Below are 26,805 nucleotides of genomic sequence, written 5' to 3' on the forward strand. Positions count from 1 at the left end.
ATATGTGAAGCGAAAAAAAGTTGGAACTACCTGAAGAAAATTGTGTATTTACCTATTTCTTACCACCTAAGATCGAATGCAAAACATCTTAGTTTATAGAAAGCACCCCATGTGATACTATATGCATATCCATTTAAGACAGCTAAGGAGGAATTTTTTCGATGAACTTTAATGGTTTTACTTCTGAGGATTTCCAAACGTTTACAATAGATGGCCTTGAGGAAAGAATGGAAGCTATACGTACGAGGATCCAGCCTAAATTTAATGAGATAGGGCAAGTATTAACTGAAGAGTTATCTATATCATTACAAACTGAAATGTTTCTTCATATTGCGAAACATGCAAGAAGAACAAAAAATCCGCCTAAGGATACATGGTTAGCAATTGCCGCAAATAAACGCGGATACAAGCAGCATCCGCATTTTCAAGTCGGTTTATTTGACGACCACCTTTTTATCTGGCTTGCATTCATATATGAATTACCTAATAAAGAGAACATCGCTGACGTTTTTTTAAATAATATCAACACCCTTTCTTCTGTTCCTGATGATTTTTATCTCTCATTAGACCATACAAAAAAAGATGCACAATCGGTGGGAGAAATTGACTTAAAAAAATCTCTTGAACGCTTCAGAGATGTAAAAAAAGCCGAGTTCCTAATAGGTCGTCATATTGAAGCAGATAAGCCTATTTTGCAAGATGGAGATCAATTAGTCAGAGTAATTAAGGAAACGTTCCAAACACTTATTCCTTTATATAAGCTTTCCTTTAAGCATAAAAATGTCCATGACTAAGCATGGACATTTTTAGTATTACATTTTTACAACCGAAACCTCATCTGAAGACTTTGCTTTTTTCATGACTCGATATGAAGAATACCCGCTAACTTCTTCAAACTCATTACATAGTGTCTTTTCTTCAGCTTTACTTGGAACAATTTCCTTAAATCTGCGGTAAGCTATCATTAATTGACCGCGTTCTATCCCTTTTTCATATGCATGTTCAATACATTCGAAAAATTTAATAACATCAACTATTTCTTGTGTACTCCAGTCTAAGGAGATCGGATATTGATAATCCATGATGTACTTATTCCTCACTCTCTTTTAAGAAGCGGAATAATGGACTTTATGCCCATTCTCTCCGAATAGATTCCGCTTCTAAAATCATTCTAGCGATTAAGTCATATGCAGATGGTATGTCCGAGATAAGACCCATTACCTGTCCTGCCCATGCAAAGCCTTCATCTATTTTACCATCATATATATATCTTTTGTTAGCAACACCGCTAATATAATCCTTAAGTTCTTCATAGCCGCCTGAATTTCTTTCGATTTCAAGTATTTGTTCTGCCCACTTATTAGCAATTACTCTTGCAGGAGCCCCAATTGTTCTTTTAATCACTACTGTGTCACTCTCATCACTTTCAAGCAATGCTTGTTTATAGACTTGATGGGCATGGACACATTCTTTTGTTGCGATAAACCGAGTGCCCATCTCTATCCCTTCCGCGCCTAGGCTTAATGCTGCCATCAATCCTCGGCCATCACCAATGCCTCCTGAAGCAATGACTGGGATGGAGACAGCATCCACCACTTGAGGAATTAAGACCAACGTCCCTACGTCACTTCTTCCTAAATGGCCGCCTCCTTCCTGTCCTACAACCATTACGGCATCAGCACCAAGTTCTTCAGCCTTCAACGCTTGTCTTTTTGCAGCCACTAAAACAAGCTTTTTAACATCAACACCTTCTAGCATATTAAATATTGGTGCCGGGTTTCCGCCGGTCATGGAAATGATTGGAACCTTTTCATCAATCGCAACTTCTACTAAATCTTCATAGCCGTGACCATGCTGTCCGATCGCAAAATTCACACCAAAAGGCTTTGAGGTTTTTTCTTTTAATTTTCTAATTTCATCTCTTAAGGCATCTGCCGTTCCTAAGGACATAGCTGTAATTTGTCCTAATCCGCCTGCATTGGATACAGCAGCTGCCAGCTCAGAATAGGCCAAATAAGCAAGACCACCCTGTATGATCGGATATTGTATTCCTAAAAGCTCCGTTACCCTTGTATTCCAGTTCATTGCGATACCTCCTATTTAAGCTTCTTATTCTAGATAAAACAAGAAAATCCTTCCCGAATGAATGGTATTGTACCTGAGAACACTAAAAAGCAATGGCTATTTAAAGGAAGGAAAAGCACTTGGCCGCTATTCTTCGTTAAGATATAGAAGGAACGAATCGCATGTGAGACCATTAAAATTGGTGAATAAATTACATGTTATTTTTATTGACTGTCACTATTGATAAAGGTATAATTCATTTGTTTTTATAAATATACAATTTTCGACATGATCTATCTGAGTCTTTTAAACAACATAAATTTATCGTAATAGGTCAATAGGCAGCATTCTTTTTGTAGAAAGTTTTCAGTGACCTTTATCTATAAAGACGACATATAGACGAACATTAAACGATTAATGAAAAAAGAAGGTGGGAATAACTTTGTTGCAAAATGAAACTCCATTGTTTACAGGTTTAATTGAACACGCTAAAAAAAATCCAATTCAATTCCATATTCCTGGACATAAGAAAGGGATGGGAATTGATCCTGAATTTCGAAATTTTATCGGTGATAATGCCCTTTCAATAGACTTAATTAACATTGGTCCACTTGACGACCTTCATGCACCAAAAGGAATGATTAAAAGAGCTCAAGAATTAGCAGCAGAAGCGTTTGGAGCAGATCATACATTCTTTTCAGTTCAAGGTACAAGCGGTGCCATTATGACGATGGTGATGGCTGTATGTGGACCTGGAGATAAAATTATTGTTCCGAGGAATGTTCATAAATCTGTTATGTCAGCTATCGTATTTTCAGGCGCCACACCAATTTTTATTCATCCTGAAATTGACAAGAACCTTGGAATCTCCCACGGTATCACAACAGATGCAGTTGAAAAAGCTCTTGAACAACACCCTGATGCAAAAGGGGTTCTGGTTATTAACCCTACTTATTTCGGAATTTCGGCTGATCTAAAAAGGATCGTTGAAATTGCTCATTCCTATCATGTTCCGGTATTAGTTGATGAGGCCCATGGTGTTCATATTCATTTTCATGAGGACTTGCCTTTAAGCGCCATGCAGGCTGGAGCCGATATGGCTGCAACAAGTGTTCACAAACTTGGCGGTTCCATGACCCAAAGTTCTGTACTAAATGTAAGAGAGGGACTAGTTTCACCACAGCGTGTCCAATCAATTTTAAGCATGATGACAACCACATCAACATCTTATTTGTTGTTAGCATCCCTGGATGTAGCTCGAAAGCAGCTTGCTACAAGAGGCCGTGAGTTAATTAAAAAAACGATCGATTTAGCAAATTATACAAGAGATAAAATTAATGCAATCGATCATATTTCTTGTATTGGCAAGGAAATCCTCGGAACAAAAGCAACCTTTGATTATGATCCGACAAAATTAATTATCCCTGTTTATAAATTAGGCTTAACAGGATATGATGTTGAGAAATGGCTTCGTGAAAAATACAATATTGAAGTAGAATTGTCAGATTTATATAATATTTTGTGCATCGTTACTCCTGGAGATACGAAGGAAGATGTTGATACACTCATAACTGCTCTTCAGGATCTTGCAAATGAATTTAATATGCAACATAAAGAACAAGAAGCAAAGGTCCGTATTTTATTACCTGATATCCCTGTCTTGGCATTAACACCTCGTGATGCTTTTTATGCTGAAACAGAAATTGTCCCATTAAAAGAGTCAGCAGGAAGAATAATAGCTGAATTTATTATGGTATATCCTCCAGGAATCCCGATTTTTATTCCTGGTGAAATCATCACAGAAGACAATTTAGCTTATATTACAAAAAACCTGGAAGTTGGATTACCTGTTCAAGGACCTGAAGATCCTTCATTAAATACAGTCAGAGTCATAAAAGAACATCGGGCAATACGATAAATAAAAGCGGAAGGGCATTGTTCAGCCCCGACTAAAATAAGACACTTAGGAATGGAAGACGTTTTTTGTCTTCCATTTCTAAGTGTAGACTTGCGGGTCTTGGCGCTGCAGCTACCCACCAAGACAAGTACAAATAGTAATACATTCGCAGCTTTAAAAAAGCAAAAAAACACCTTATTAAGCCGCACAGAATACTTGTATCCTGTGCGGCTTTGCCTTTCATATGCGAAAATCCACATATAAAAATAAAGCATGCAACTTGAAAAATTGCATGCTTTCATCCCCTTATTTTTCCTATATTGTAAACCCCTTTATTTGACTTTTAATTTGCTCTCTTCTTTATTGCAATCATGATGACTGCATTTTCCATACAATGTTGTCACTTTTTCTACTTCAATATGACCGATTGTAGAGTTGCAGTGTTGACAAACGATTGTTCCCATCTCCATACCCCTTTTCAATCATGATTTTTTCACTCTCAAAGTCTCTTATTCTTTGAAAGCGGTTAACGTTTTGTTATTTATATAATAATATGTCACATTTAATTCGTCAAGCACTAAATTGTATAACACATTTATTTTTTTATAAAGAATATTCATCATTTAAAAGATAATTAAGCAATTGAATAAAATTCTTCACCAGACAGTTATTCGCTTCAATCTGCTGAAGAAATTATTCATGTGATCGATCTGTATTGCACAGTATGAAACATTCTTTCTCAAAAGGATCATCTAATAATGCTGATTATACAAATAGTAATAAAAACACTTGCTTCCCAAGCATAAAAAATATGAGCGTGACTAAAGAAATGAGAAATGCTGCTTTTTTGGTTTTTAAACATGTATATGCGATCAAATATGCTAAATAGAAAAAAACGAGAAGCAAAATTGCCTTTGCTATCAAACTATCCTTCTTGGATAACCAGCCTACTAGACTATAACCACTCCATAGAAGGAGCTGATAACAATATACAAAGCCAAATGTTAACTTCATACCACCTTCTCCCCTCACCTAAAACCTATAAAAAGTTTATGCTAACAAGATGTGAAACTTACATCTTTCACAATAGAAAGATTAAACTAACCAAAAGTAAAAGTGGGTATATTACATGTTAAACTAGGATAAACGGTTTATTTTTCAATTATGTAACAAATAGATGACAAGAGGAAGAAACTTCATTATTTATGATAAAATAGGTTTAATTTAACAGAATAATAAGAGGATTAGCCTTAAAGTTTCTGTTTGCGCATACTAAATTAGACCTATTTTATCCATAATAAAGAGGTGGGCAGGGATGACAAGATCAATACTCATTGCCTTCATCATTCCAGTTATTATCCTTTCTTCATGTGAAAGTGTCTTATATTCACAAGCTAAACCAGATGAAGAAATGACAAGTGAAAAGCAGCTATTATTTTTTTCGGATGAAGAAAATATTGATCGTGAAGCAGTCTACTATGATGCATTATTAGATATTCAGAAAGAGTTTCCTGAGGATTTTAACAATATGAAGGTTATCCCGGAAAACAGTAACTATAAGGATTTTGAGGTGGACATCTACCCTTCCCTTCTTGTCATAAAAGAGGATAAAGTGATCGTTCATATAGAAGGAGCCCTTCTAACAAAGGATGAAATTATGAAACCTATTTCGAAGGCCCTATCAACAAACTAGCCATAACCTTCCTACCCAATGAAGTTGTTTCAAAAGGCCCTGCCCCTGTGAGACAGCTTCTTTTTTATTAATAATAATCTGAAGGCTCTTGATTAAAACCGAAAGCAAGGAGCGGAAAGCAACAGTCAAGTTCAAGAAATCAAAAAAGAGGCGTCCTCATAAAAATGAGAAGCCTCTTTGGTCATTTATTTTACGATATGAATTGGAGTACCAATAGCAACTTCTGCTGCTTCCATTGTGATCTCACCTAATGTAGGGTGAGCATGAATTGTCATAGCAATATCTTCTGCAGTCATACCAGCTTCGATTGCTAAGCTTAATTCAGAGATCATATCAGAAGCACTAGGACCAGCAATTTGTCCGCCAATGACTAATCCATCTTCTTTACGTGTAATAAGTTTTAGGAATCCGTCCGTATCATTTAAAGATAATGCACGGCCATTCGCAGCAAATGGAAACTTAGCAGCGACCACTTCAATTCCATCCTCTTTTGCTCCTGCTTCAGAATAACCTACAGATGCAAGCTCTGGCTCAGAGAATACAACAGCTGGAATACCTAAATAATCAATTTCAGCTTTTTCTCCGGCAATTGCTTCTGCAGCAATTTTCCCTTCATAAGAAGCTTTATGTGCTAATTGTGGTCCTTCAACAATATCACCAATTGCATAAATGTTTGGAATATTTGTACGGCATTGTTTATCAATTTTGATGATGCCTCTTTCCGTCATTTCAACACCAACTTGCTCTAATCCAAGCTCATCAGTATTTGGACGGCGGCCAACTGAAACAAGTAAGTAATCGGCTTCAATGGTTTTTTCTTCACCTTTTACTTCAAATGTTACTTTTACGCCAGTTTCACTTTCTTCAACACTCTTTGCTGAAGCATTTGTATGAATTTCTGCACCTTTTTTCTTAAGGCCGCGTTTAACTAAAGCGCTCATTTGCTTTTCAAAACCAACTAAGATATCATCAGCTGCTTCAATGAAAGTAACTTCAGTACCAAAGTTAGCATATGCACTTCCAAGCTCGATTCCGATAACCCCTCCGCCAATTACAGCAAGTTTTTTAGGAATTTCAGGAAGGTTTAATGCACCTGTTGAATCAATAACACGTTTTGTATATTTGAACGCAGGGATTTCAACTGGACGTGAACCTGTTGCAATAATTACGTTTTTAAACTTGTATGTTTGTGAAGATGTTTCATCCATTACTTTAACTGTTTCATTATCTACAAAGTATGCTTCACCATAAACGACATCAACTTTATTACCTTTAAGTAATCCAGCAACACCGCCTGTTAGCTTTTTAACAACACCTTGCTTAAACTCTTGAACTTTTGAGAAATCAACTGTCACGTTATCAGCTTTGATACCCATATCTTCTGAATGTTTAGCTGTTTCATAACGATGACCAGCTGCAATTAATGCTTTAGAAGGAATACAGCCAACATTTAAGCAAACTCCTCCTAATGTTGCTTTTTCAACAACTGTTACCTTCTGTCCTAATTGAGCAGCGCGGATCGCTGCAACGTATCCGCCTGGGCCTGCTCCGATGACAAGAGTATCTGTTTCAATTGGGAAATCTCCAACTACCATCGATTACGCCTCCATTAAAATTAATTGTGGATCATTAAGTAAACGCTTGATGTGGTTAAGAGCATTTTGTGCAGTAGCACCATCGATCATTCTGTGGTCGAAGCTTAATGATAGTGCAAGAACCGGAGCTACTACAATCTCTCCATCACGCACTACAGGTTTTTCTGCAATACGTCCAATACCTAAAATAGCAACCTCTGGGTGGTTAATAACTGGTGTAAACCATTGTCCACCTGCTGATCCTATGTTTGTGATTGTGCAAGAAGCACCTTTCATTTCATTAGGAGCTAATTTACCTTCACGCGCTTTTGTAGCAAGTCCATTAATTTCATCTGAAATTTCAAATACAGATTTACGTTCAGCATGTTTTACTACCGGTACAAGAAGACCTTTTTCAGTATCAGCAGCAATACCAATATTGTAATAGTGCTTTTGAACAACTTCTTCTGTTTTGTCATCAAGTGAAGTATTAAGAACTGGATACTTTTTCAACGCAGAAGTAAGAGCCTTCACTACGTACGGTAAATATGTTAACTTAATACCCTGCTCTGCTGCAACATTTTTGAATTGTTTTCTGTGAGCAACTAGGTTTGTTACATCAACTTCATCCATTAATGTTACGTGTGGAGCTGTATGCTTAGAGTTAACCATTGCTTTTGCGATTGCTTTTCGGATTGGGCTCATTTTCTCGCGAGTTTCTGGGAAATCACCTTCAGGAACCGCAACTGCCTTCGCTTGTTTTTCTTCTTTAGCAGCTGGTGCCACTTCTGATTGCGCTGGTGCTGCTTCAGACACACCGCCACCTTGAAGGAATGAGTCTACATCTTCTTTTAATACTCGGCCATTTTTGCCGCTGCCAGAAACTTGGCGAATATCCACATCTTTTTCACGAGCATATTTGCGTACAGAAGGCATTGCAATTACGCGTTTATTTGGATCAACTTCAGCTTCTTTTTGTACTTCTGCTTCTTCCTTTTTAACTTCTTGTCCAGCTTCAGCTGTTGCTTGAACCTGTGCTTCTGTTTTTTCTTCTGCTTTAGGTGCATCATCACCGTGATCGCCTTTAAACTTCAAGTTTTCATATCCAGGCGCATCGAATGTTATAATTGTTTGTCCAACAGTTGCTACCGTTCCTTCCTCAACGTTCACCTCTGTAACTGTACCTTTAACAGGTGATGGAATTTCAACAACTGCTTTATCATTTTGTACTTCCGCTAAGACATCATCTTCTTCAACCTTGTCACCAGGTTTAACGAACCATTTAACAATTTCACCTTCATGGATACCTTCACCAATATCAGGCAGTTTAAATTCGAATGCCAAATCATTCTACCTCCTTATGTTTTAAAAAATACGCGAGCAAAAAATCGGGCTTAACGTCAATGCTTTAACGTAAGCCTAAAATTTTTCATTAATAAACGTCCACTTTAGTATTAGAAATTCACTACTTTTTTAGCAGTTTCAATAATATCTTTATAAATAGGCAACCATACATTCTCAGCCTCAGTAAATGCGTATACTGTGTCAGGGGCAGTTACACGAAGTACTGGAGCTTCTAAGCTTAGGATTGCTCGTTCAGTAATTTCCGCAACAACGTTCGCTGCGATACCTGCTTGTTTTTGTGCTTCTTGGACAACAATTGCACGGCCTGTTTTTTCAACAGAAGCAATAATTGTCTCAATATCTAACGGGCTGATTGTACGTAAGTCAACAACTTCTACAGATACGCCTTCTTTTGCTAATTCATCAGCGGCTTTTAATGACTCATGAACCATTGCTCCGTAAGTGATGATGGAAAGGTCAGTACCTTCGCGCTTCACATCAGCCTTACCAATTTCAATTGTATATTCTTCCTCAGGAACTTCCTGACGGAATGAACGATATAATTTCATATGCTCTAAAAATACAACAGGATCGTTATCACGAATAGCTGAGATTAACAGCCCTTTTGCATCATATGGTGTTGATGGAATAACAACTTTTAATCCTGGTTGTTGTGCTACTAATCCTTCTAAGCTATCAGCATGAAGCTCAGGAGTATGTACGAATCCGCCAAATGGAGAACGAATTGTTACAGGAGCTGTCCAACGACCGCCAGAACGATAGCGCATACGAGCTAATTGACCATTTAAAGAATCCATTACCTCATAAACGAAACCAAAGAACTGAATTTCCATTACAGGACGAAATCCAGTCAGACCAAAACCGACTGTCAAACCGCCTATTCCTGATTCTGCAAGTGGAGTGTCAAATACTCGGTCTTCACCGAATTCTTTTTGAAGTCCCTCCGTCGCACGGAATACACCACCGTTTACGCCAACGTCTTCTCCATATACGAGAACATTTTCATCGTTTTTTAACTCTGTGCGTAAAGCATCAGTGATGGCTTGAATCATTGTCATTTGTGCCATGGCTTATTTCGACTCCTTTGCTTTATAAATTTCGTATTGCTCTTTTAAGTTATAAGGCATTTCTTCGTACATGATTCCCATCAAGTCCGTTACCTTTTGTTTTGGATATTTATCTGCTTTTTGAATTGCTTCTTTTATATCTTCTTTTGCTTGTTCAATTGTTTTATTTTCTTCTTCTTCGTTCCAGATACCTTTGTCTTCAAGGAATTTACGGAAACGTACTAAAGGATCCTTCGCTTCCCACTCGTTTTCTGTTTCTTTTGTACGGTAACGAGTTGGGTCATCCCCGGCCATTGTATGCGGACCATAACGGAATGTTAAAGTTTCGATTAATGTAGGGCCTTCACCATTAACAGCACGCTCACGAGCATCACGTACTGCCGCATAAACCGCTAATGGGTCCATACCATCTACTTGTACACCTACGATACCTGCAGCCACTGCTTTTTGAGCAATTGTTTGAGCAGCAGATTGTTTTTCAACAGGTGTTGAGATTGCATAACGGTTATTTTGTACAACGAAAATAGCAGGAGCCTTGTATGCACCAGCAAAGTTAATTCCTTCATAGAAATCACCTTGAGATGCTCCGCCATCACCTGTATATGTAATCGCAACTGCTTGTTTACCTTTCTTTTTCAAACCAAGTGCAACACCAGCTGTTTGAATGTATTGAGCTCCAATAATGATTTGTGGAGATAGGCAATTTACACCTTCAGGCATTTGGTTACCATGGAAATGTCCGCGTGAGAACAAGAATGCTTGATATAATGGAAGGCCGTGCCAAATAATTTGAGGTACATCACGATATCCAGGCAAAATCCAGTCTTCTTTTTCTAACGCAAATTGAGATGCAAGTTGAGAAGCTTCTTGACCTGCTGTTGGTGCATAAAATCCTAAGCGTCCTTGGCGATTTAAGGAAATTGAACGTTGATCTAAAATACGTGTATAAACCATACGACGCATTAGTTCTTTTAACTGCTCATCAGAAAGATCCGGCATAGCCGCTTCATTTACGACTTTACCTTCTTCATTTAAAATTTGGAGTGTTTCAAACTGCTTAGCAATCGCTTCAAACTGTTTTTTACTGTCTACAACAGCGCTTTTTGTTTTTGCAGCCATTTATAACCTCTTCCTTTCCTTTTTAAGAGTGTTTGTTCAGGTAATTTAAGCTTGCAGCTTCACTGTTTAACCCTTTAATGCTAGCATCCTGCATGCTTGTCAAACCTCAACTGAATTAGTATTTAGTAAGAGAATTCCATAATGCACAGCATTAGGTTACCCTAAATCGCGAGTGATGACACATTTTTTTGAATTCAAACCTACCTAACTATTTACCACTGAAGAGATCGTATATAACTTTCTCAATATGATGTGGTTTAAAAAGCTTCTATGGTTTATTCTGTATTAGTTTTGATTAATAGTCAACTAATACAACCCTTTTTAATTCATAACAAGTTTACACCAATGGTTTTGAGTCCGTCAATCAGTTTGTATAAGGTTTTTTTAAAAGATTACATAAAAACTAGTATTTAAATTTTTATCTATAATCCCAACTGTATTATTACAAAAAGAAAAACTGTACCAATAAATATTGATACAGTTTCTCCCCTTAGTTAAAATAAATGATAATTAAGGTTGAATTTTAAGTTAAATTTTATTTTTCTATTCATTGTATGTTTATTTTAAAAAAGAGCCTGACTCAAAACCGTATGGTCTTTGTCAGACTCCTTACTAAAATCACCTTTAGTTTTCTTCAATATTTAATTCGGCATTTTTATAAAATTCCAGTTTTATTTTATTATATTGCTCAGTTAATTGATTAAATTTTTCGTTTTGTTCCATAACTTTATTATAAGATTCATTAATTTTTTTTACGTGAGCTTCCAGCTCTTCTATTGTTAACTCCTCGTTCTGAAGCATCGAATAAAGCTCTTTATCAAGAGAAATTGAAGCCTTATATGCTTTATATAAACTTTCGTATGTATTGTAGCGTTTATCCATCGTTGTTTTTATTTCATTTGCCTGTGCTTTCAAATTTTCATCGTCTATTTTTTCAATTTCTTCCTCTATAGCCTGAAATTCTTTTTTGGAGGACGATATACTTTTATGCTCTGCCTCTATTTTCGTTTCTCGTTGTTCAACAAGGGCCTGAGCTTCTTTTGATAAAGCTACAATTTTTTCAAACTCTTTCATTCCGAGGTTCATGATTTGATTATATAATTCCGACTCTTTCTTTTCCAGCTCTAACAACGGCTGTTGCTGCTCCTGAAAGGGTTCTTCTAATTTGACCGCCTTTTCTAATGTGGTGTAAATATTTTCTTCAGGCGAAGGACCAAAACAGCCCGAAAGTAAGAATAATAGAATTGACGATACTAAACCAAAACGTATAAAAGCATTTTTATTTAAGAAAAACAATGATACTCCCCCTAACGTTCAACCAATTTCTACTATAATGCGAAATGAAATTTTTTACAATCTTATTCATATGATTAATACTATATTTTATGAATGAATCTAGCATATAGACCAGTATCAATTTTGCATCTTCTAGTTAAGAATGATTTTCTGAATGAAGACATATATTTTTTGTTATACATTACTCTTATAATTACAATGAAATAAAGTTAAGATTCTTTTCGTTTATCAGATCTTTTTATATAATCTTATATATCCTTAAATATTTGATACATAAAGGTTACATTCGCTGGTATAGACGTTTATGATTTTTATTTATCAGTTTTGTTATGATAAAATTTTAGTTGGTTTGTCAAAAAGGAGTGTACAACATGATTACAATGGAAGATATTATTAGAGAAGGTCATCCGACACTAAGAAAAGTTGCAGAGGAAGTACCTATCCCTGCCTCAGAACCAGATAAAGAAACTTTAGTAAAGATGATTGAATATGTTAAAAACAGTCAAGATCCGGAAACATCTGAAAAATTCGGCCTTCGCCCTGGAATCGGCCTGGCTGCACCGCAGATAAATGTTTTAAAAAGAATGATTGCAATCCATGTAGTTGATGAAAAAGGGGAACAGCATAGCTATGCGCTTTTTAATCCGAAAATTATAAGTCACTCGGTTGAAAAAAGTTTTCTAACAAGTGGTGAAGGTTGTTTATCAGTGGATCGCGCTGTCCCTGGTGTCGTGCCCCGCTATGCTCGAATTCGAGTAAAAGCAACTAACCTTGAAGGAGAACAGATTGATATTCGCTTAAAAGGACTATTAGCTATAGTCTTTCAACATGAAATAGACCATTTAAATGGTGTTATGTTCTATGATCACATTAATGAAGAAAACCCATTCCAAGAACCGGAAAATGCAATTGCAATAGATCGGTAAATACAAATGCGGAAGCGCCTTGATCAGCCTCGAAAAGCATAAGACGCTCTGGAATAAAAGACGTTTTTTGTCTTCTTCCAGAGTGGCTTATGACTCGAGAGGCTAGGCGCAGGAGCTGGATGTCAAAGCGCTAACAATTAGTATGGGATGTTTTAGTTTCCTGGAAGAATACAAAAGCGTCTTATTGCTTAACCAAGGGCATATAAGTCATCTTGGAAAAGTTACCGTTCTTTAACTAGGCTATCGCCTAGCCGCATAAGTTAAATGATCTATTAAAATAAGAAGGGCAACCGCCCTTCTTATTTTAATAATCCAAGTTGTTCACAGCCAAATTGAATGCCGTCCTCATCAACCGGCTTTGTGATAAAATCAGCAATTTCCTTTAAGGATGGTACCGCATTCCCCATTGCTACCCCTGTTCCAACAAATTCGATCATTTCAAGATCATTCAGACCATCGCCAAATGCATAAATATTTTCTTTTGGAATATTTAATCTTTTAGCTAATTGTTTAATCCCCTCAGCTTTAGAGCCATTTGAAGGTAAAATATCTGTTGAAACATCATGCCAGCGAATGAGCTTCAATTCTGAATATTGTTTCGTGTAACGTTCTTCTTCCCCGATTTCACAAAACAATAGAGTTTGATAAATATTTCGTTCTAGATAATAGTTACGGTTTTTTTCAGGCTGTGTAAATTTCAAACTTCCCATGCTTTCCTCTATCAAGGGATGGTCGCCTGTTGTAGACATCATATTTACATCACTCATAAACACAAGAGGATGATTTTCTTTGTCAGCAAATTGTAAAAGATTTTCTAATGTTTCCTTTTTTATCGGGTTTTCGTAAATAACTTCACCTTCAAATACGACATATTGTCCATTATAACTAACGAATGAGTGAATATTTAATTCTCTGCGCAAATCTTCAAACATAAAAGGCGCACGTCCTGTAGCAATAGCAACATGATGGCCGGCACTTTTAAGTTTTTGTATGGTTTCTCTAGTTGTTTTCGGTATTTCCTTATTATGATCTAGAATCGTCCCATCAATATCAAAAAAAATAACTTTATCGCCCATAATCAAGCTCCTTATTCTATAACTATAAAAATAATCTAAACATCATAAACCAATTACCATATTAGCTGAGTTGAGGTCACCTAGCAACATTTAATAATTTCCACGAAAACCCATGTAAGTGATTAATTCATTCTACATATACTATCTTTGAAAAAGTTTATATTGGACGGATCTCATCAAAAGATTTAAGGAATAAAGAGCGTTTTTGCCCGCTACACATGAAAAAAGGAGGAAATCTGCTATGTTAAAAAAAATCAAAAGATCATTAAAAAGACAATGGAAACATCTCTTAAAACGCAAAACGATCGCTTAGTTTAACCTTAAGTAATTTTTTTATTGTATCTTTGTACAATTTATAAAAATAAAAGGGTATATTGGAAGAAGTAATGTCGCGAATAAAAAGAAGATTCGACACATTCCCCTCTAGGCTTGGCTTGTAAGTAAATATCGCATATAATAGAAAAAGTTAGTCTAACATACGGAAGTTAAGGAGAGATTTGGTAAATGATTTTCAAAGTGTACTATCAAGATAAAATTTCAGAGGTTCCTGTTCGTGAAAGAACAAACACTCTATATATTGAAGCAACATCTGAAGAGGAAGTACGCTCTAAGCTAATAGACCGTTCTTATAATATAGAATATATTACACCTATTGATGGAGCTTATTTAGAATATGAAAAACAAAGTGAAAATTACAAAGTATTGGAGATTTGATCGTTATGAAATTTGTAAAAAATGACCAAGTTGCCGTTTTTGCCTTAGGCGGACTCGGTGAAATTGGTAAAAACACGTACGGTGTCCAATTCCAGGATGAAATCGTGCTTATTGATGCTGGTATTAAGTTCCCAGAGGACGAGCTGCTTGGAATTGATTATGTAATTCCCGATTACACATATTTACAAAAAAACGAAGAAAAAATTAAAGGACTATTTATTACGCACGGACATGAAGACCATATTGGGGGAATTCCTTATTTACTTCGTCAAGTAAATATCCCGATTTATGGCGGAAAACTTGCATTAGGATTATTGAGAAACAAACTTGAAGAGCACGGTTTATTACGTCAAACAAAATTAATTGAGATTAAAGAAGATGACATTATTAAATTTCGAAAGACATCTGTTACGTTCTTTAGAACAACACATAGCATCCCTGATTCATACGGAATTGTCGTCAAAACACCTCCAGGGAATATTGTACATACCGGTGACTTTAAATTTGATTTTACGCCAGTCGGAGAGCCGGCAAACTTAACGAAAATGGCTGAGATTGGACGTGATGGTGTCCTTTGTTTACTGTCTGATAGTACGAATAGTGAAATTCCTAATTTTACAATGTCTGAAAGACGTGTTGGCGAGAGCATTCATGAAATTTTCCGCAAGGTGGATGGCCGAATTATTTTTGCGACATTTGCATCAAATATTCACCGCCTGCAGCAAGTTGTGGAAGCGGCTGTCACAAATAACCGTAAAATTGCGGTATTTGGCAGAAGTATGGAAGCGGCTATTCAAATTGGACAAGATTTAGGATATATTAGCTGTCCTAAAGATACATTTGTTGATGCACATGAAATCAACCGCATGCCAACAAACCGAGTGACAATTCTTTGTACTGGAAGTCAAGGAGAACCAATGGCAGCACTTTCACGGATTGCCAATGGTACGCATCGACAAATTCAAATTATTCCTGGTGATAATGTTGTCTTCTCATCTTCGCCAATTCCCGGGAACACATTAAGTGTTAGTAAAACCATTAATCAGCTCTTCCGTGCAGGTGCTGAGGTTATTCACGGTCCATTGAATGATATCCATACATCAGGACATGGCGGCCAAGAAGAACAAAAGCTTATGTTGCGTTTAATGAAACCAAAATACTTTATGCCAATCCACGGGGAATACCGTATGCAAAAAATGCATGCAAAGCATGCTGTTGACTGTGGTGTTGAACCAGAAAACTGCTTTATCATGGATAATGGAGAAGTATTGGCAATTGGCGATAATGAAGTTGGAATTGCTGGTAAGATTCCATCTGGCTCTGTTTATATAGATGGCAGCGGTATAGGTGATATTGGAAATATTGTTCTTCGTGACAGAAGAATTCTTTCTGAAGAAGGACTTGTCATTGTTGTTGTCAGCATTAATATGAAGGACTTCAAAATTGCAGCTGGTCCAGATATCATTTCACGTGGATTTGTATATATGCGAGAATCCGGGGATTTAATTAATGATGCACAATCATTAATTACAAAGCATTTATCGAAGATTATGGAACGCCGAACAAGCCAATGGTCAGAAATTAAAAACGAAATCACTGATACACTTGCTCCGTTCTTATACGAAAAAACGAAACGCCGTCCAATGATCCTACCGATCATTATGGAAGTATAATTGAATAGATGTATTAAAAGGGGCTGCCTCAGTTTTTTGAGACAGCCCCTTTTTCTAAAAGAAAAGACAGTGCAGTGACTGTTGTTAATCACCCATTAAACGTTTCTCAAAACGGTTAATATCTGCATCTGCACCAATAACAATCAAAATATCATTTTTCCGAATAATCTCATTAGCTTGGGGTGATACGATAATGTCTTTATTCCGTTTTACAGCAACAATATTGATACCGTATTTTGCGCGTATATCCAAATCCATAATTGAATTACCATGAATTCGTTCATTTGCTACGATCTCTACGATACTATGTTCTTCGGAAAGCTCTAGATAGTCCAATACATTATTAGAAACTATTTTATGCGCAATTCTTCTCCCCATATCACGCTCTGGATGAACAATGCGATTTGCCCCAATTTTAGAAAGAACCTTTTCATGATAGTCATTCGTTGCTTTTACCGTAATATCCTGAACACCTAATTCTTTAAGTATTAATGTGGTTAGTATACTTGCTTGTATGTTATCTCCAATCGCAACAATTACATGGTCAAAATTGCGGATACCCAAACTTTTTAATACAGTTTCATCAGTCGTATCACCAACTACTGCATGTGAAGCAACATTTGCAAACTCATTCACCCTATCTTCATCGATATCAATTGCCATTACTTCCAAGCCCTCTTCACTAAGAGCCCGACAAATACTGCCCCCAAATCGACCAAGTCCGATTACTGCATATTCTTTTTTCATTCGTCTACCTCCGCAAACTATAAACGTGGTGTCGTTAAACTTATAGAAACGATTCCTCACTCAATATTCTTAACGATAAAATCGTACCACAATTTGACTTTTTTTTATAGAGCATAAGTGCAAATGTCCACTCCTTATGTCTGTAATACTTTTTCCAAATATCCTTGAATTAATGGTAAAATAGAAACAATAGCAAATTAAAGGGGGAATGAAATGCAGATCAAGATATACAATATCCTCTTTCCATACGTATTAGGTATAGGCGGCGGCTTTCTTTTCTATATTTGTCATGTACCACTTGCATGGATTCTAGGACCAATGACCTTTTTAATCATCTGGAGATCCATTTTCGCCAATCAAAAAGATTTAAATCAACCCATTGTATTAAAAAATGGTTCATTTATCATTTTAGGTATTTCATTTGGACTTTCTTTCACAAAAGAAACTTTCCTCACAGTCGGCCCATATGTGCTGCCATTTTTAGTTACAACGATTTTATTAATCATTATCAGTATCATAAATGCCCTGATGATTAGCAAGATCGTAAATGTTGATAAAAATACAAGTATTTTTGCTTCAATACCTGGCGGATTATCTGAAATGGTTGCAGCGAGTGAATCAGTTCAAGCAAATTCATCGTTAGTAACAATCTTTCAAACTGTCAGGCTTTTAACGGTGGTATTTTTTGTACCGTTCGCCATTCTTCATATGTTTGAGCCACAGGCAGTAATGCAGCCAATTCAATCGCTGTCAAATGAAGGCGGAATTTTAACTTACGGATGGTTTTTATTGGCAGGTTTTGTCGGTTGGTTAATAAGATCAAAAGTACCTGCAGCATTTGTGATTGGCCCATTACTAACGACTGCGTTACTTAATATAAGTGGTATTTCTTTACCTGACTTTAGTGATTTATTTTTAGTCTTTGCTCAATTAACGATCGGAATTGGATTTGGATTGATGATAACCTTTTCAGATTTGAAAAAGGGCGGGAAGTATTGCGGATTATATTTTGCTGGTACGATTTTATTAATTGGAGCTAGTTTTGGTTTAGGCTATTTGTTCACCTTGTTAACTGATTTGGATCTAGCAACTGCCATGCTATCACTGGCACCGGGCGGTCTTGTCGAGATGGTGTTAACGGCATCAACAATTGGAGCAGATCCAGCTGTTGTCAGTTCTCTGCAATTTATTCGCTTGCTCTTTATTATTAGTTTTGTCCCGAGCATTTTAAAGTATGGAATAAAGAGAGCTACAGTCAATAAACGATTGGGGGAAAATAGTCATTCGGCATAAATTGAACCTTATATCAGGTTTTTCCAAGTAAAGTATGTAATGTATTAATTTTGCCGCGATTTCCTTATGTCTTACCTCACTTGCACAACAATCTATGTCCGAACTTTTCAGGCGGTTATCCCTCCTCTTGACTTTTTAGAAAGGGTTTTACTGACCGTTGTGATTGGAATAATCATTGCTTTTAAAAACGTTCACTTTTGCAAAGTTTTTTGAAAAGTGAACGTTTTTTTTATGAAGTTATTTAAGGCTTTTTAGCTTCTTTTTAGAAACTGCTGCTTTAATTTGAAAATAATCAACTTCATCTGGCAGAGCCTCTTTTAATGGTTTAAGCATATCAGTTCCCAGCTCGTTTATTTTTTCAGTAATTAATGCTTCTAGTTCTTCTGTCATAATTTCAGACCAATCAATTGGATTCCCCTCTTCCATTGCTCGGATTAAATGATTTTGCACAGTAATAACCGATATTCCACGAGATTCACTAATTTCTTTTATTGTTTGACCGTCTCGGAATAATTGATAGCTAGTGAGATGGCTGAACGTTTTTTCACTTACAAGGTGGACAGGAGCTGCCTGTTCTTGCTGTTTTTCCGAACTCGCTCTTTCTAACTTCATGTACTCACATATAGCGGATATAAATTTTTCTCCATAACGATCTAACTTTGTTTTTGCTACCCCTTTTACTTGCAAAAACTCTTCCTCTGTTGTTGGAACTTTATTGCTCATATCTCTTAAACTACTATCTGAAAATATAATATAAGGGGGTACTCCCAGCTGTACAGACAATTCACGTCTAACCAGCTTAAGTTTTTCAAATAAATCATCGTCTACCTCAATTGATTTGATAGTCACTTGTTCCTTCTTAAAAACTTGTTGATTATCGACGATAACATCTCTTGCTTTGTTACTTAACATTAAAACTGGGTACTTATCATTTGTGAGTGATAAGTATCCTTCTGCTATTAAAAAATCGATTAAATCGACAATTTGCTTTTCTGTTTTCTCCTTCATCAAACTGTAGGTTGATAGTTTATGAAAGCCCAATTGGTTAATTCGTTTATTATTTGAACCTTTTAAAACTTGTGCTACAAGGGTTTTCCCAAATCTCTCATCCATCCTCTTGACACATGAAAAAGTCATTAATGCTTCTCTCGTCACATCAATTTTAGAACGGGTATCTGTACAATTCATGCACCGTTCACAAGGAGCATGTGGAGTCGTTTCTCCAAAGTAGTCTATGATATAAGTTTGTAGACATTTTTCTGTATGACAAAGATCCACCATCTGCTGAAGCTTTTGATATTCTTGTACCTTTTTATCTTGACTTAAAGTTGTTTGCTCAATTAAGAATTTCTGCAATTGGATATCTTGAGCGGCAAACAATATTGTACATTCGCTTTTTTCTCCATCCCGGCCTGCACGGCCTGCTTCCTGATAATAAGCCTCAATATTTTTTGGCAAATTATGATGAATAACAAATCGGACATTTGATTTATTTATTCCCATTCCAAACGCATTTGTAGCCACCATAATATCTAGCTGATCAAAGAGAAATTGATCCTGCTGCTCCGCTCGTTCATGTTCTGATAAACCTGCATGGTATTTTCCAGCTTTTATTCCGCTCTTTTTTAAGAATTGAGATAAATCATCAACTTCTTTCCTTGTAGCAGCATAAATAATACCTGCCTGATCACGATTAGCTTTCACATATCGAATAATATAATCACGTTTATTTTCACCCTTAATCACATTAAATGTTAAATTATCACGAGCAAAGCCTGTTACATACGTAGATGCGGGCGGTATACTTAAAAGCTCACATATATCTTCAGTTACTTCTTTTGTCGCAGTGGCAGTCAAAGCTATAACAATCGGTTTTTTTGCAAACGCTGCAATCATCCTTTTTATGCTGCGGTAGCTTGGACGAAAATCGTGGCCCCATTGAGAAATACAATGAGCCTCATCAACTGCCACCATTGATACTCTCTTCGTTAAAAGAAACGTACGAAAGGATTCTACTTCAAGGCGCTCAGGGGCAATATATAGGATTTTATAAGCACCCTCATCTATCTCTGCCATTCTTTCGTTCACTTCTTTTGTTGTTAAGCTGCTATTGATAAAAGTAGATGAGATCCCAATGCTAGTTAACGCATCTACTTGATCCTTCATTAACGAGATTAATGGAGATATCACAATGGTCATACCATCCATAAGTAATGCAGGCACTTGATAACAAATTGATTTACCTCCACCAGTAGGCATAATCGCTAATGTATCTTGCCCCTTTAAGACACTCTCTATTATCTCTTGCTGTCCTTTTCGGAAAGAACGGTATCCAAAGTAATCGTTTAATAGTTTTTCAGCTTGCTGTAGCATTTAATCACCTAGCTCCCTGAACATTCTTATTTTTTATTCTAAATAGTATATCATGTTTAGATTGTTCCATTTCATTTTCTGTCAAAATTGAATTTTGTCTCTTTTGCAAAATGAGTTTTATTTCGGTAATATGACAAAATAATGACTAATTCTTTTTAAAAATATGTCAGCCCCCATAAAACTACAAACTTCTACAAATATTATAATAAAGTACGGAAGAAAAGAGGTTTTATAAAATTATGTTATCAAATACTGAAATTGGGATAGATTTAGGTACCGCTAATATATTGGTTTATAGTAAAAATAAAGGAATCGTTCTAAATGAACCATCTGTGGTTGCAATTGATACAACGACAAAAAAGGTTTTAGCAGTTGGCTCAGAGGCGAAAAGTATGATCGGAAAAACACCTGGCAAGATTGTTGCAGTAAGACCTCTTAAAGATGGGGTTATCGCTGATTATGATATTACAACAGATATGCTGAGACATATTATGAAAATCGCTTCACGTAAACTTGGAATGTCGATGAGAAAACCTACAGTGGTTGTTTGTACTCCTTCTGGTGCTACATCTGTTGAAAGAAGAGCTATTCAAGATGCCATCAAAAGCTCTGGTGCAAAACAAGTTCACCTAATTGAAGAACCAGTAGCTGCTGCGATTGGCGCAGACCTGCCTGTTGATGAACCGATTGCAAATGTTGTTGTCGATATTGGCGGCGGAACAACTGAAGTAGCCATAATCTCCTTTGGCGGAGTTGTTTCTGTTCATTCAATTCGTATTGCCGGTGACCAATTAGACGAAGATATCATTCAATACATTCGTAAAAACTATAATCTATTAATTGGTGAACGTACGGCTGAACAAATGAAGATGGAAATTGGCTATGCATTAGTTGAGCACGAAAAAGAAATAATGGACATCCGCGGGCGAGATTTAGTAACGGGATTGCCAAAGACCATTTCCGTTTCTTCTTATGAAATGCAAGAAGCAATGAAAGAATCCTTACTGCACATTTTAGAAGCAATCCGAGCTACGCTTGAGGATTGTCCTCCTGAACTTAGCGGTGACATCGTTGATCGTGGTGTCATCTTATCTGGTGGCGGAGCATTAATGAAAGGAATTCAGGAATGGTTAAGTCAAGAAATTGTTGTTCCTGTCCATATTGCACCTAATCCTTTGGAATGTGTTGCGATTGGTACTGGCAGATCTTTAACAGTCATAAGCAAGTTATTAAAAACAGCTAAATAGTATTACAATAAGCACCTTTCAATAGAGCTCATGAGAGAATTTGTATCATCTTCTCTCATGAGCTTTTTTAATTGAATTCTATCTTCATCTAGTACATCCACGTAACAAAATAATTATATTTTTTACAAAAATTTTACATGAATTATTTGCATCATTTCTAAATTCATTGAATACATTATGTGTGGCTTACTTGATAAGCGAAATTCCCTTTCTAAATCTTTTTTACGAGATTTCAGGAAGCAATGAAACATTTGCATTTTGCATTTCGTCTTATATTTGAAAAATAGGGAGGTACATTTGTGAAGGATCTAAGCAGAAGAATTATCATTAGTTTAACGTTAGCAGGTATTATCATGGGAGGTATGAGCGTATCGCTTGCGAATATGCCATCAAGTCCCGCAGGTAATAATGAAATCGGCCAAGTCCAAGGAGAATAATTTGAAAGGCGTGTTTGTTACATGGAACTTAGCAGTAAACAATCATCTTTATTGAATTTGATTCCGTTTTGTTTCCGCTTATAGCAATCCTATTACTAGTAAGCGGCGGAATGGGCTTGCATACTGTTCCGATTTTTATCGGCGTTCTTTTGATTGGGTTTGCCTATTCATTGGTCTTGATGTTTACAAAAAAAGGCATGATCGGTGCCATTATCAATATCTATGTAATTGGAATCTTAGTGTTAGGTAGCAGTGTTATCTACTTACTTACTATAGCAGCAGGTGTATAAGTATATGAGTACATAGATACATATAGTAAGGCTGTCTCACCCCATATAGTTTAGAGTAGAGACAGCCCCTACAATCATTTTTTAGTTAACCCTCTACACCTTAGCTTCGAAACGCTCGGTCAGCTAATATTTTTGACGTTATATCATCTGAAGGCGGATTATGCAAACCGGCACGAACATCCCGATAATGTCTTTGCAATGCATTGGACATAAATAAACTTTGCCCGCCAACAATTCTCATTGCCAGATCAACAACCTCAACAGCGGCATTCGTCACAATTGTTTTTACTGCTGCTAAATCATATGCTAAATTTGCACGATTTGTTGGATCAGCATCCCACTTATCAGCAACAGCATACATAAATGTTCTGGCAGTTGTCAATTTTAAATCAATTTCCGCAACCTTTCTTCTTACCTCTGGAACCTCTTTAATAGGATGTGTAAGGCTTGTCGGCTGATAGGTTTTTGCAAACTCTACTGCTTCATTTCTAGCAGCAACAGCTACACCGATATAGCATGCTGGAATATGTAGCAGCCAGCCCTGAGCAGCAGGTCTTTCCTTTTTCACCTTTCTCTCAACTAATGCATCAAATGGAACTTCAACAGAATTTAATATCAAATCATCACTTCTGGTTCCGCGCATACCTACTGTATCCCATGTTTCCTCAATAGATACCCCACGTTGTGTTCGAGGAATGAGGAAATCACCTATTTCTCCAGTTTCTTCAATTGTTGCTGGAACAATAAAATAGTCTAGTGCAGGTGCCAAAGATGTAAATATCTTTTTCCCATTTATAACCCAATTATCGTCCTTTTTAACAGCGGTTGTTTCCGGCTTCCCACCTCTTGCAGGACTGCCGGAGTTTGGTTCTGTTGCCGCACTATTTATGAGTTTATGATCTAAAATGATTTCCTTACAGATTTTTTCATAAATGGCTATTTCCCATTTTTTCGTTATATGAACATCCATCAACAAACTTAAATGCCACCCAAGCGATAAAGCTGTAGCTGCATCACCTTGAGCAATTTTTTCCTGTACCATTAGGAATTCATATAATGTAGCACCATCTCCGCCATACTGTTTTGGAATTGTTAACTTTAAAAAACCTTCTTCTTTTAAGCGATTAAAATGCCGAAAGGGAAAATTACCCTCCCGATCATATTTGTCAGCGGTTAAAGTAAATTCCTTTGCTAACTTATCTGTTTTCTCTAATAATTTCTTTTGATCAGATGTTTTAATAAATTGTTCATCTAAAAAGTTCACGTCATCACCTCGATAGTTACATTGTAATAATTTTCTGTCAACACATAAAGTAATTTAGCTTAAAAATGGTTTTGGCTTTTTATTTCTCTGAATGAGATTACTAAATCGAAACTTATCATAACTGCCACAGCCTTATGTCTCGGCCGACTTGAGATAACAATCCTTCATCGAACCTTTACGGGCAGTTCTATCCCCGCTTTCTTTTTAGATTTACTTAATTCTCGAAGTATAAGGTTTTACTGCCCGTTAAGAATGGGATAAAATAAAAAGGTAAAACTTCCTTATTTGGAGGCTTTTATAAGGTGATTATAAAAAAAGGAGGTTAAAGCATTGTCTAATTTTCAAGAAAACTTAGAAAAGTATGCAGAATTAGCTGTTCGGGTAGGGGTTAATATTCAACAAAATCAAAATTTAGTTATAAACGCTTCAACAGAGGTTGCTGAATTTGTCCGTCTCGTCGTTAAAAAGGCGTATGAAGCTGGCGCGCGAAATGTATATGTTGAATGGCATGATGATATGGTGACAAGAACCCGTTTTGAGCTTGCGTCAGATGATGCATTAAGCGATTATCCTGAATGGAAAGCACGCGGGTTAGAAACATTAGCTGAAAATGATGGGGCATTTATGTCAATTATTTCATCTAATCCTGATCTATTAAGTGGAATTGCCCCAAAAAGAATTGCTGCCTCTACAAAAGCAGCTGGAATGGCCTTAACAAAATACCGCAACTATTTACAAGCTGACAAAGCTAGCTGGACAGTAATTGGTGCTCCATCAAAAGAGTGGGCAGCAAAAGTGTTTCCTGCCGAAAGCGAAGATAAACAAGTGGAATTGCTATGGGAAGCCATCTTCCGAACAACTCGTGTCGACCAGCCAGATCCTGTAAAGGCATGGGAGGAACATAATCTTAATTTACATAATAAGGTAGACTATTTAAATAGCAAAAAATACAAAAAGCTTCATTATAAAGCATCAGGTACTGATTTAACCATTGAACTTCATGACACACATACTTGGGTTGGCGCAGGAAGTGAAAATGAACAGGGCAATTTTTTTATGGCAAACATGCCTACAGAGGAAGTCTTCACTGTTCCTTTACGAAACGGTGTAAATGGTGTAGTAAAAAGTACGAAGCCGCTTAGCTACAGCGGAAACCTTATTGATAATTTTTCACTTACCTTTGAAAATGGCCGTATCGTTGATGTAAAAGCAGAAAAAGGTGAGGACGTGTTAAAGCAATTAGTTGAAACAGATGAAGGCTCTCACTATTTAGGTGAGATCGCATTAGTTGCACATGATTCACCTATTTCTCAATCTGGCGTATTGTTTTACAACACATTATTTGATGAAAATGCATCAAACCATTTAGCCATTGGTAATGGTTATGCTTTCTGTGTTGAAGGCGGAAAAAAAATGTCACGTGAAGAGCTTGAGAAAGTTGGCGTTAACTCTAGCATTACCCATGTCGACTTCATGATCGGCTCTGCAGATATGGATATCGATGGCATTTTAGAAGATGGAACATCAGAAGCTATCTTCCGAAACGGAACTTGGGCTTTTTAAACAAATGACCATCGAATGTAAATGGGGTCAGACAGATTTCCTATCGTCAGGCCCCTCTTTCTTATTGCTATTGAAATGAGGGAAACACCATGAAACCTGTAGAGGTCTATATATTATCCGGTTTTCTCGGAGCTGGAAAAACAACCTTATTACAAACTATACTTTTTCAAGAAAAGCAGCAAGAACGAAAAATTGCCGTCATCATGAATGAACTTGGTGAGGTTTCGATCGATTCTAACGCCGTACAAGAAGAAATACCATTAAAAGAACTTCTAAATGGCTGTGTATGCTGTACAATTCAGGGACAGCTTGAAGTTCAGCTAGAGAATATGCTAAAGGATTATGAGCTTGATGCCATCTATATTGAAACAACAGGTGTTGCTCATCCAATTGAGGTTTTGGATGCTTGTATGTCTCCTCTATTTGCTGAAAAGCTGGCGGTAAAAGCTATTATTACATTAATCGATGCAAAAAGATGGAAAGACCGTTCTAAACTTAGCATACAAATTCGGAAACTTTTAGCAGAACAGATTCAACATGCAGATATTGTTCTATTAAACAAAATTGATCAGCTATCAGAAAGTGAAAAGGCAAGGCTTATTTCTGAAATTCAAGCCTTAAATAAAACGGGGAAGCTGTTGATGACTGAATTCGCCAAAGTCCCTCTATCACAGCTGAAACCGATTCAAAAATCCAGTAAAAAAGAACATGAAAAAACACATGTTCACGAAACATTACATATGCGTACATATGTCCATACCTTTTCACAGCCAATAGATATTGAAAAATTTGAACAGTTTTTAAAGGACATGCCTGATACAATCTATCGGATAAAAGGCTATCTTTCATTTACACATTCAAAGGACACTTATCTTTTTCAATATTCCTACGGGATGCCGCTATATCTGAAAGAAAGAATAAAAATGAAAAACACTCTTGTTTTTATTGGAGAACATTTGGATCACCATTGGATAAAAACAGAACTTGAGTCATTAGAAGAACATGCTTTATCCTAATAAATCCCGCAGCCTCAAAAGGTTATTTAGGCTGCCGGGGGTTTATTCTTCCTTCTATTGATATTAATGATCTCATTAATACGTAAATTTGAACTTAAAATTGGTTTATAA

Annotated in this window: 25 protein-coding genes; 12 read left to right on the forward strand and 13 right to left on the reverse strand. The window is 36.5% G+C overall.

Annotation, left to right across the window (positions count from 1 at the left end):
• Positions 1-161 precede the first annotated feature (161 nt).
• Positions 162-794: a YktB family protein gene (locus WQ54_RS01685; RefSeq protein WP_046511182.1), complete on the forward strand. Its 633-nt coding sequence runs from the start codon at positions 162-164 to the stop codon at positions 792-794.
• An 18-nt stretch (positions 795-812) separates the two neighbouring features.
• Here the strand turns inward: WQ54_RS01685 and WQ54_RS01690 are convergent, their stop codons facing one another.
• On the reverse strand, positions 813-1,082 hold the full coding sequence (locus WQ54_RS01690; RefSeq protein ID WP_046511185.1) for a UPF0223 family protein: 270 nt from the start codon (positions 1,080-1,082) through the stop codon (positions 813-815).
• Between the two features lie 46 nt (positions 1,083-1,128).
• Positions 1,129-2,085, reverse strand: a complete 957-nt coding sequence (locus tag WQ54_RS01695; RefSeq protein WP_046511188.1) for a nitronate monooxygenase family protein — start codon at positions 2,083-2,085, stop codon at positions 1,129-1,131.
• Positions 2,086-2,506: 421 nt separating this feature from the next.
• Between WQ54_RS01695 and WQ54_RS01700 the strand changes: the two genes are divergently transcribed.
• On the forward strand, positions 2,507-3,982 hold the full coding sequence (locus WQ54_RS01700) for an aminotransferase class I/II-fold pyridoxal phosphate-dependent enzyme (protein ID WP_046511191.1): 1,476 nt from the start codon (positions 2,507-2,509) through the stop codon (positions 3,980-3,982).
• A 311-nt stretch (positions 3,983-4,293) separates the two neighbouring features.
• On the opposite strand, the gene WQ54_RS32365 is transcribed toward WQ54_RS01700, so the two are convergent.
• Positions 4,294-4,425, reverse strand: coding sequence for a GapA-binding peptide SR1P (locus tag WQ54_RS32365; RefSeq protein WP_084821793.1), 132 nt, complete (start codon positions 4,423-4,425; stop codon positions 4,294-4,296).
• Between the two features lie 301 nt (positions 4,426-4,726).
• Entirely contained in the window at positions 4,727-4,975 is a 249-nt protein-coding gene (locus WQ54_RS01705) for a hypothetical protein (protein WP_046511194.1), read from the reverse strand.
• 301 nt (positions 4,976-5,276) lie between these two features.
• On the opposite strand from WQ54_RS01705, the gene WQ54_RS01710 reads away from it, so the two are divergent.
• Positions 5,277-5,654, forward strand: a complete 378-nt coding sequence (locus tag WQ54_RS01710; RefSeq protein ID WP_052737615.1) for a hypothetical protein — start codon at positions 5,277-5,279, stop codon at positions 5,652-5,654.
• 185 nt (positions 5,655-5,839) lie between these two features.
• Here the strand turns inward: WQ54_RS01710 and lpdA are convergent, their stop codons facing one another.
• The 5 genes from lpdA to WQ54_RS01735 form a co-directional block, all read right to left on the reverse strand.
• The gene (lpdA, locus tag WQ54_RS01715) at positions 5,840-7,249 is read right to left on the reverse strand and encodes a dihydrolipoyl dehydrogenase (protein WP_046511197.1); all 1,410 of its coding nucleotides are present in this window, start codon (positions 7,247-7,249) and stop codon (positions 5,840-5,842) included.
• A gap of 3 nt (positions 7,250-7,252) precedes the next feature.
• Positions 7,253-8,572 carry a dihydrolipoamide acetyltransferase family protein gene (locus tag WQ54_RS01720; protein WP_046511201.1) on the reverse strand — a complete coding sequence of 440 codons (1,320 nt, stop codon included), beginning with the start codon at positions 8,570-8,572 and terminating at the stop codon, positions 7,253-7,255.
• Between the two features lie 110 nt (positions 8,573-8,682).
• Positions 8,683-9,660: an alpha-ketoacid dehydrogenase subunit beta gene (locus WQ54_RS01725; RefSeq protein WP_046511205.1), complete on the reverse strand. Its 978-nt coding sequence runs from the start codon at positions 9,658-9,660 to the stop codon at positions 8,683-8,685.
• A 3-nt stretch (positions 9,661-9,663) separates the two neighbouring features.
• Positions 9,664-10,779: a pyruvate dehydrogenase (acetyl-transferring) E1 component subunit alpha gene (gene pdhA / locus WQ54_RS01730; RefSeq protein ID WP_046511208.1), complete on the reverse strand. Its 1,116-nt coding sequence runs from the start codon at positions 10,777-10,779 to the stop codon at positions 9,664-9,666.
• A 624-nt stretch (positions 10,780-11,403) separates the two neighbouring features.
• Positions 11,404-12,075 (reverse strand): YkyA family protein, encoded by a 672-nt coding sequence (locus tag WQ54_RS01735; RefSeq protein ID WP_231597429.1) that lies wholly within the window; start codon positions 12,073-12,075, stop codon positions 11,404-11,406.
• 371 nt (positions 12,076-12,446) lie between these two features.
• Here WQ54_RS01735 and def point away from each other — a divergent pair, with 371 nt between their 5' ends.
• A complete protein-coding gene (gene def / locus WQ54_RS01740; protein ID WP_046511211.1) occupies positions 12,447-13,001 on the forward strand; it encodes a peptide deformylase in 555 nt (184 codons plus the stop codon).
• A gap of 299 nt (positions 13,002-13,300) precedes the next feature.
• Here the strand turns inward: def and WQ54_RS01745 are convergent, their stop codons facing one another.
• A complete protein-coding gene (locus WQ54_RS01745) occupies positions 13,301-14,077 on the reverse strand; it encodes a Cof-type HAD-IIB family hydrolase (RefSeq protein ID WP_046511214.1) in 777 nt (258 codons plus the stop codon).
• Between the two features lie 504 nt (positions 14,078-14,581).
• Between WQ54_RS01745 and WQ54_RS01750 the strand changes: the two genes are divergently transcribed.
• Both WQ54_RS01750 and rnjA read left to right on the forward strand, forming a co-directional pair.
• On the forward strand, positions 14,582-14,791 hold the full coding sequence (locus WQ54_RS01750; protein ID WP_046511216.1) for a DNA-dependent RNA polymerase subunit epsilon: 210 nt from the start codon (positions 14,582-14,584) through the stop codon (positions 14,789-14,791).
• A 5-nt stretch (positions 14,792-14,796) separates the two neighbouring features.
• A complete protein-coding gene (gene rnjA, locus WQ54_RS01755) occupies positions 14,797-16,464 on the forward strand; it encodes a ribonuclease J1 (protein WP_046511219.1) in 1,668 nt (555 codons plus the stop codon).
• A gap of 84 nt (positions 16,465-16,548) precedes the next feature.
• On the opposite strand, the gene WQ54_RS01760 is transcribed toward rnjA, so the two are convergent.
• Positions 16,549-17,211 (reverse strand): TrkA family potassium uptake protein, encoded by a 663-nt coding sequence (locus WQ54_RS01760; RefSeq protein ID WP_046511222.1) that lies wholly within the window; start codon positions 17,209-17,211, stop codon positions 16,549-16,551.
• Between the two features lie 213 nt (positions 17,212-17,424).
• On the opposite strand from WQ54_RS01760, the gene WQ54_RS01765 reads away from it, so the two are divergent.
• Positions 17,425-18,504 (forward strand): AbrB family transcriptional regulator, encoded by a 1,080-nt coding sequence (locus tag WQ54_RS01765; RefSeq protein WP_046511224.1) that lies wholly within the window; start codon positions 17,425-17,427, stop codon positions 18,502-18,504.
• Positions 18,505-18,741: 237 nt separating this feature from the next.
• Here the strand turns inward: WQ54_RS01765 and recQ are convergent, their stop codons facing one another.
• The gene (gene recQ, locus WQ54_RS01770; RefSeq protein ID WP_046511227.1) at positions 18,742-20,877 is read right to left on the reverse strand and encodes a DNA helicase RecQ; all 2,136 of its coding nucleotides are present in this window, start codon (positions 20,875-20,877) and stop codon (positions 18,742-18,744) included.
• Between the two features lie 239 nt (positions 20,878-21,116).
• On the opposite strand from recQ, the gene mreBH reads away from it, so the two are divergent.
• The 3 genes from mreBH to WQ54_RS01780 all read left to right on the forward strand — a co-directional run bounded on the left by mreBH (position 21,117) and on the right by WQ54_RS01780 (position 22,851).
• Positions 21,117-22,124 carry a rod-share determining protein MreBH gene (mreBH, locus tag WQ54_RS01775; RefSeq protein ID WP_046511230.1) on the forward strand — a complete coding sequence of 336 codons (1,008 nt, stop codon included), beginning with the start codon at positions 21,117-21,119 and terminating at the stop codon, positions 22,122-22,124.
• A 299-nt stretch (positions 22,125-22,423) separates the two neighbouring features.
• Positions 22,424-22,561: a protein YkpC gene (locus WQ54_RS34160; protein ID WP_197089518.1), complete on the forward strand. Its 138-nt coding sequence runs from the start codon at positions 22,424-22,426 to the stop codon at positions 22,559-22,561.
• 68 nt (positions 22,562-22,629) lie between these two features.
• Positions 22,630-22,851 (forward strand): hypothetical protein, encoded by a 222-nt coding sequence (locus WQ54_RS01780; RefSeq protein WP_156177620.1) that lies wholly within the window; start codon positions 22,630-22,632, stop codon positions 22,849-22,851.
• A gap of 100 nt (positions 22,852-22,951) precedes the next feature.
• Here WQ54_RS01780 and WQ54_RS01785 read toward each other — a convergent pair whose 3' ends face one another.
• Positions 22,952-24,115: an acyl-CoA dehydrogenase family protein gene (locus WQ54_RS01785; RefSeq protein ID WP_046511236.1), complete on the reverse strand. Its 1,164-nt coding sequence runs from the start codon at positions 24,113-24,115 to the stop codon at positions 22,952-22,954.
• A 330-nt stretch (positions 24,116-24,445) separates the two neighbouring features.
• Between WQ54_RS01785 and WQ54_RS01790 the strand changes: the two genes are divergently transcribed.
• Together WQ54_RS01790 and WQ54_RS01795 are read left to right on the forward strand one after the other, a co-directional pair.
• Positions 24,446-25,678: an aminopeptidase gene (locus WQ54_RS01790; RefSeq protein WP_046511239.1), complete on the forward strand. Its 1,233-nt coding sequence runs from the start codon at positions 24,446-24,448 to the stop codon at positions 25,676-25,678.
• 89 nt (positions 25,679-25,767) lie between these two features.
• Entirely contained in the window at positions 25,768-26,694 is a 927-nt protein-coding gene (locus WQ54_RS01795) for a GTP-binding protein (RefSeq protein ID WP_046511242.1), read from the forward strand.
• Positions 26,695-26,805: the final 111 nt, after the last annotated feature.

The organism is Bacillus sp. SA1-12, from assembly GCF_000981385.1.
Classification (GTDB): Bacteria; Bacillota; Bacilli; order Bacillales; family Bacillaceae; genus Metabacillus.

Excerpts from the sequence above, each read along its gene's own strand:
- WQ54_RS01685 (WP_046511182.1), top strand. The coding sequence starts at position 162 with ATGAACTTTAATGGTTTTACTTCTGAGGATTTCCAAACGTTTACAATA.
- WQ54_RS01690 (WP_046511185.1), bottom strand. The coding sequence starts at position 1,082 with ATGGATTATCAATATCCGATCTCCTTAGACTGGAGTACACAAGAAATA.
- WQ54_RS01695 (WP_046511188.1), bottom strand. The coding sequence starts at position 2,085 with ATGAACTGGAATACAAGGGTAACGGAGCTTTTAGGAATACAATATCCG.
- WQ54_RS32365 (WP_084821793.1), bottom strand. The coding sequence starts at position 4,425 with ATGGGAACAATCGTTTGTCAACACTGCAACTCTACAATCGGTCATATT.
- WQ54_RS01705 (WP_046511194.1), bottom strand. The coding sequence starts at position 4,975 with ATGAAGTTAACATTTGGCTTTGTATATTGTTATCAGCTCCTTCTATGG.
- WQ54_RS01710 (WP_052737615.1), top strand. The coding sequence starts at position 5,277 with ATGACAAGATCAATACTCATTGCCTTCATCATTCCAGTTATTATCCTT.
- lpdA (WP_046511197.1), bottom strand. The coding sequence starts at position 7,249 with ATGGTAGTTGGAGATTTCCCAATTGAAACAGATACTCTTGTCATCGGA.
- WQ54_RS01725 (WP_046511205.1), bottom strand. The coding sequence starts at position 9,660 with ATGGCACAAATGACAATGATTCAAGCCATCACTGATGCTTTACGCACA.
- pdhA (WP_046511208.1), bottom strand. The coding sequence starts at position 10,779 with ATGGCTGCAAAAACAAAAAGCGCTGTTGTAGACAGTAAAAAACAGTTT.
- def (WP_046511211.1), top strand. The coding sequence starts at position 12,447 with ATGATTACAATGGAAGATATTATTAGAGAAGGTCATCCGACACTAAGA.
- WQ54_RS01745 (WP_046511214.1), bottom strand. The coding sequence starts at position 14,077 with ATGGGCGATAAAGTTATTTTTTTTGATATTGATGGGACGATTCTAGAT.
- WQ54_RS01750 (WP_046511216.1), top strand. The coding sequence starts at position 14,582 with ATGATTTTCAAAGTGTACTATCAAGATAAAATTTCAGAGGTTCCTGTT.
- rnjA (WP_046511219.1), top strand. The coding sequence starts at position 14,797 with ATGAAATTTGTAAAAAATGACCAAGTTGCCGTTTTTGCCTTAGGCGGA.
- WQ54_RS01760 (WP_046511222.1), bottom strand. The coding sequence starts at position 17,211 with ATGAAAAAAGAATATGCAGTAATCGGACTTGGTCGATTTGGGGGCAGT.
- WQ54_RS01765 (WP_046511224.1), top strand. The coding sequence starts at position 17,425 with ATGCAGATCAAGATATACAATATCCTCTTTCCATACGTATTAGGTATA.
- recQ (WP_046511227.1), bottom strand. The coding sequence starts at position 20,877 with ATGCTACAGCAAGCTGAAAAACTATTAAACGATTACTTTGGATACCGT.
- mreBH (WP_046511230.1), top strand. The coding sequence starts at position 21,117 with ATGTTATCAAATACTGAAATTGGGATAGATTTAGGTACCGCTAATATA.
- WQ54_RS01795 (WP_046511242.1), top strand. The coding sequence starts at position 25,768 with ATGAAACCTGTAGAGGTCTATATATTATCCGGTTTTCTCGGAGCTGGA.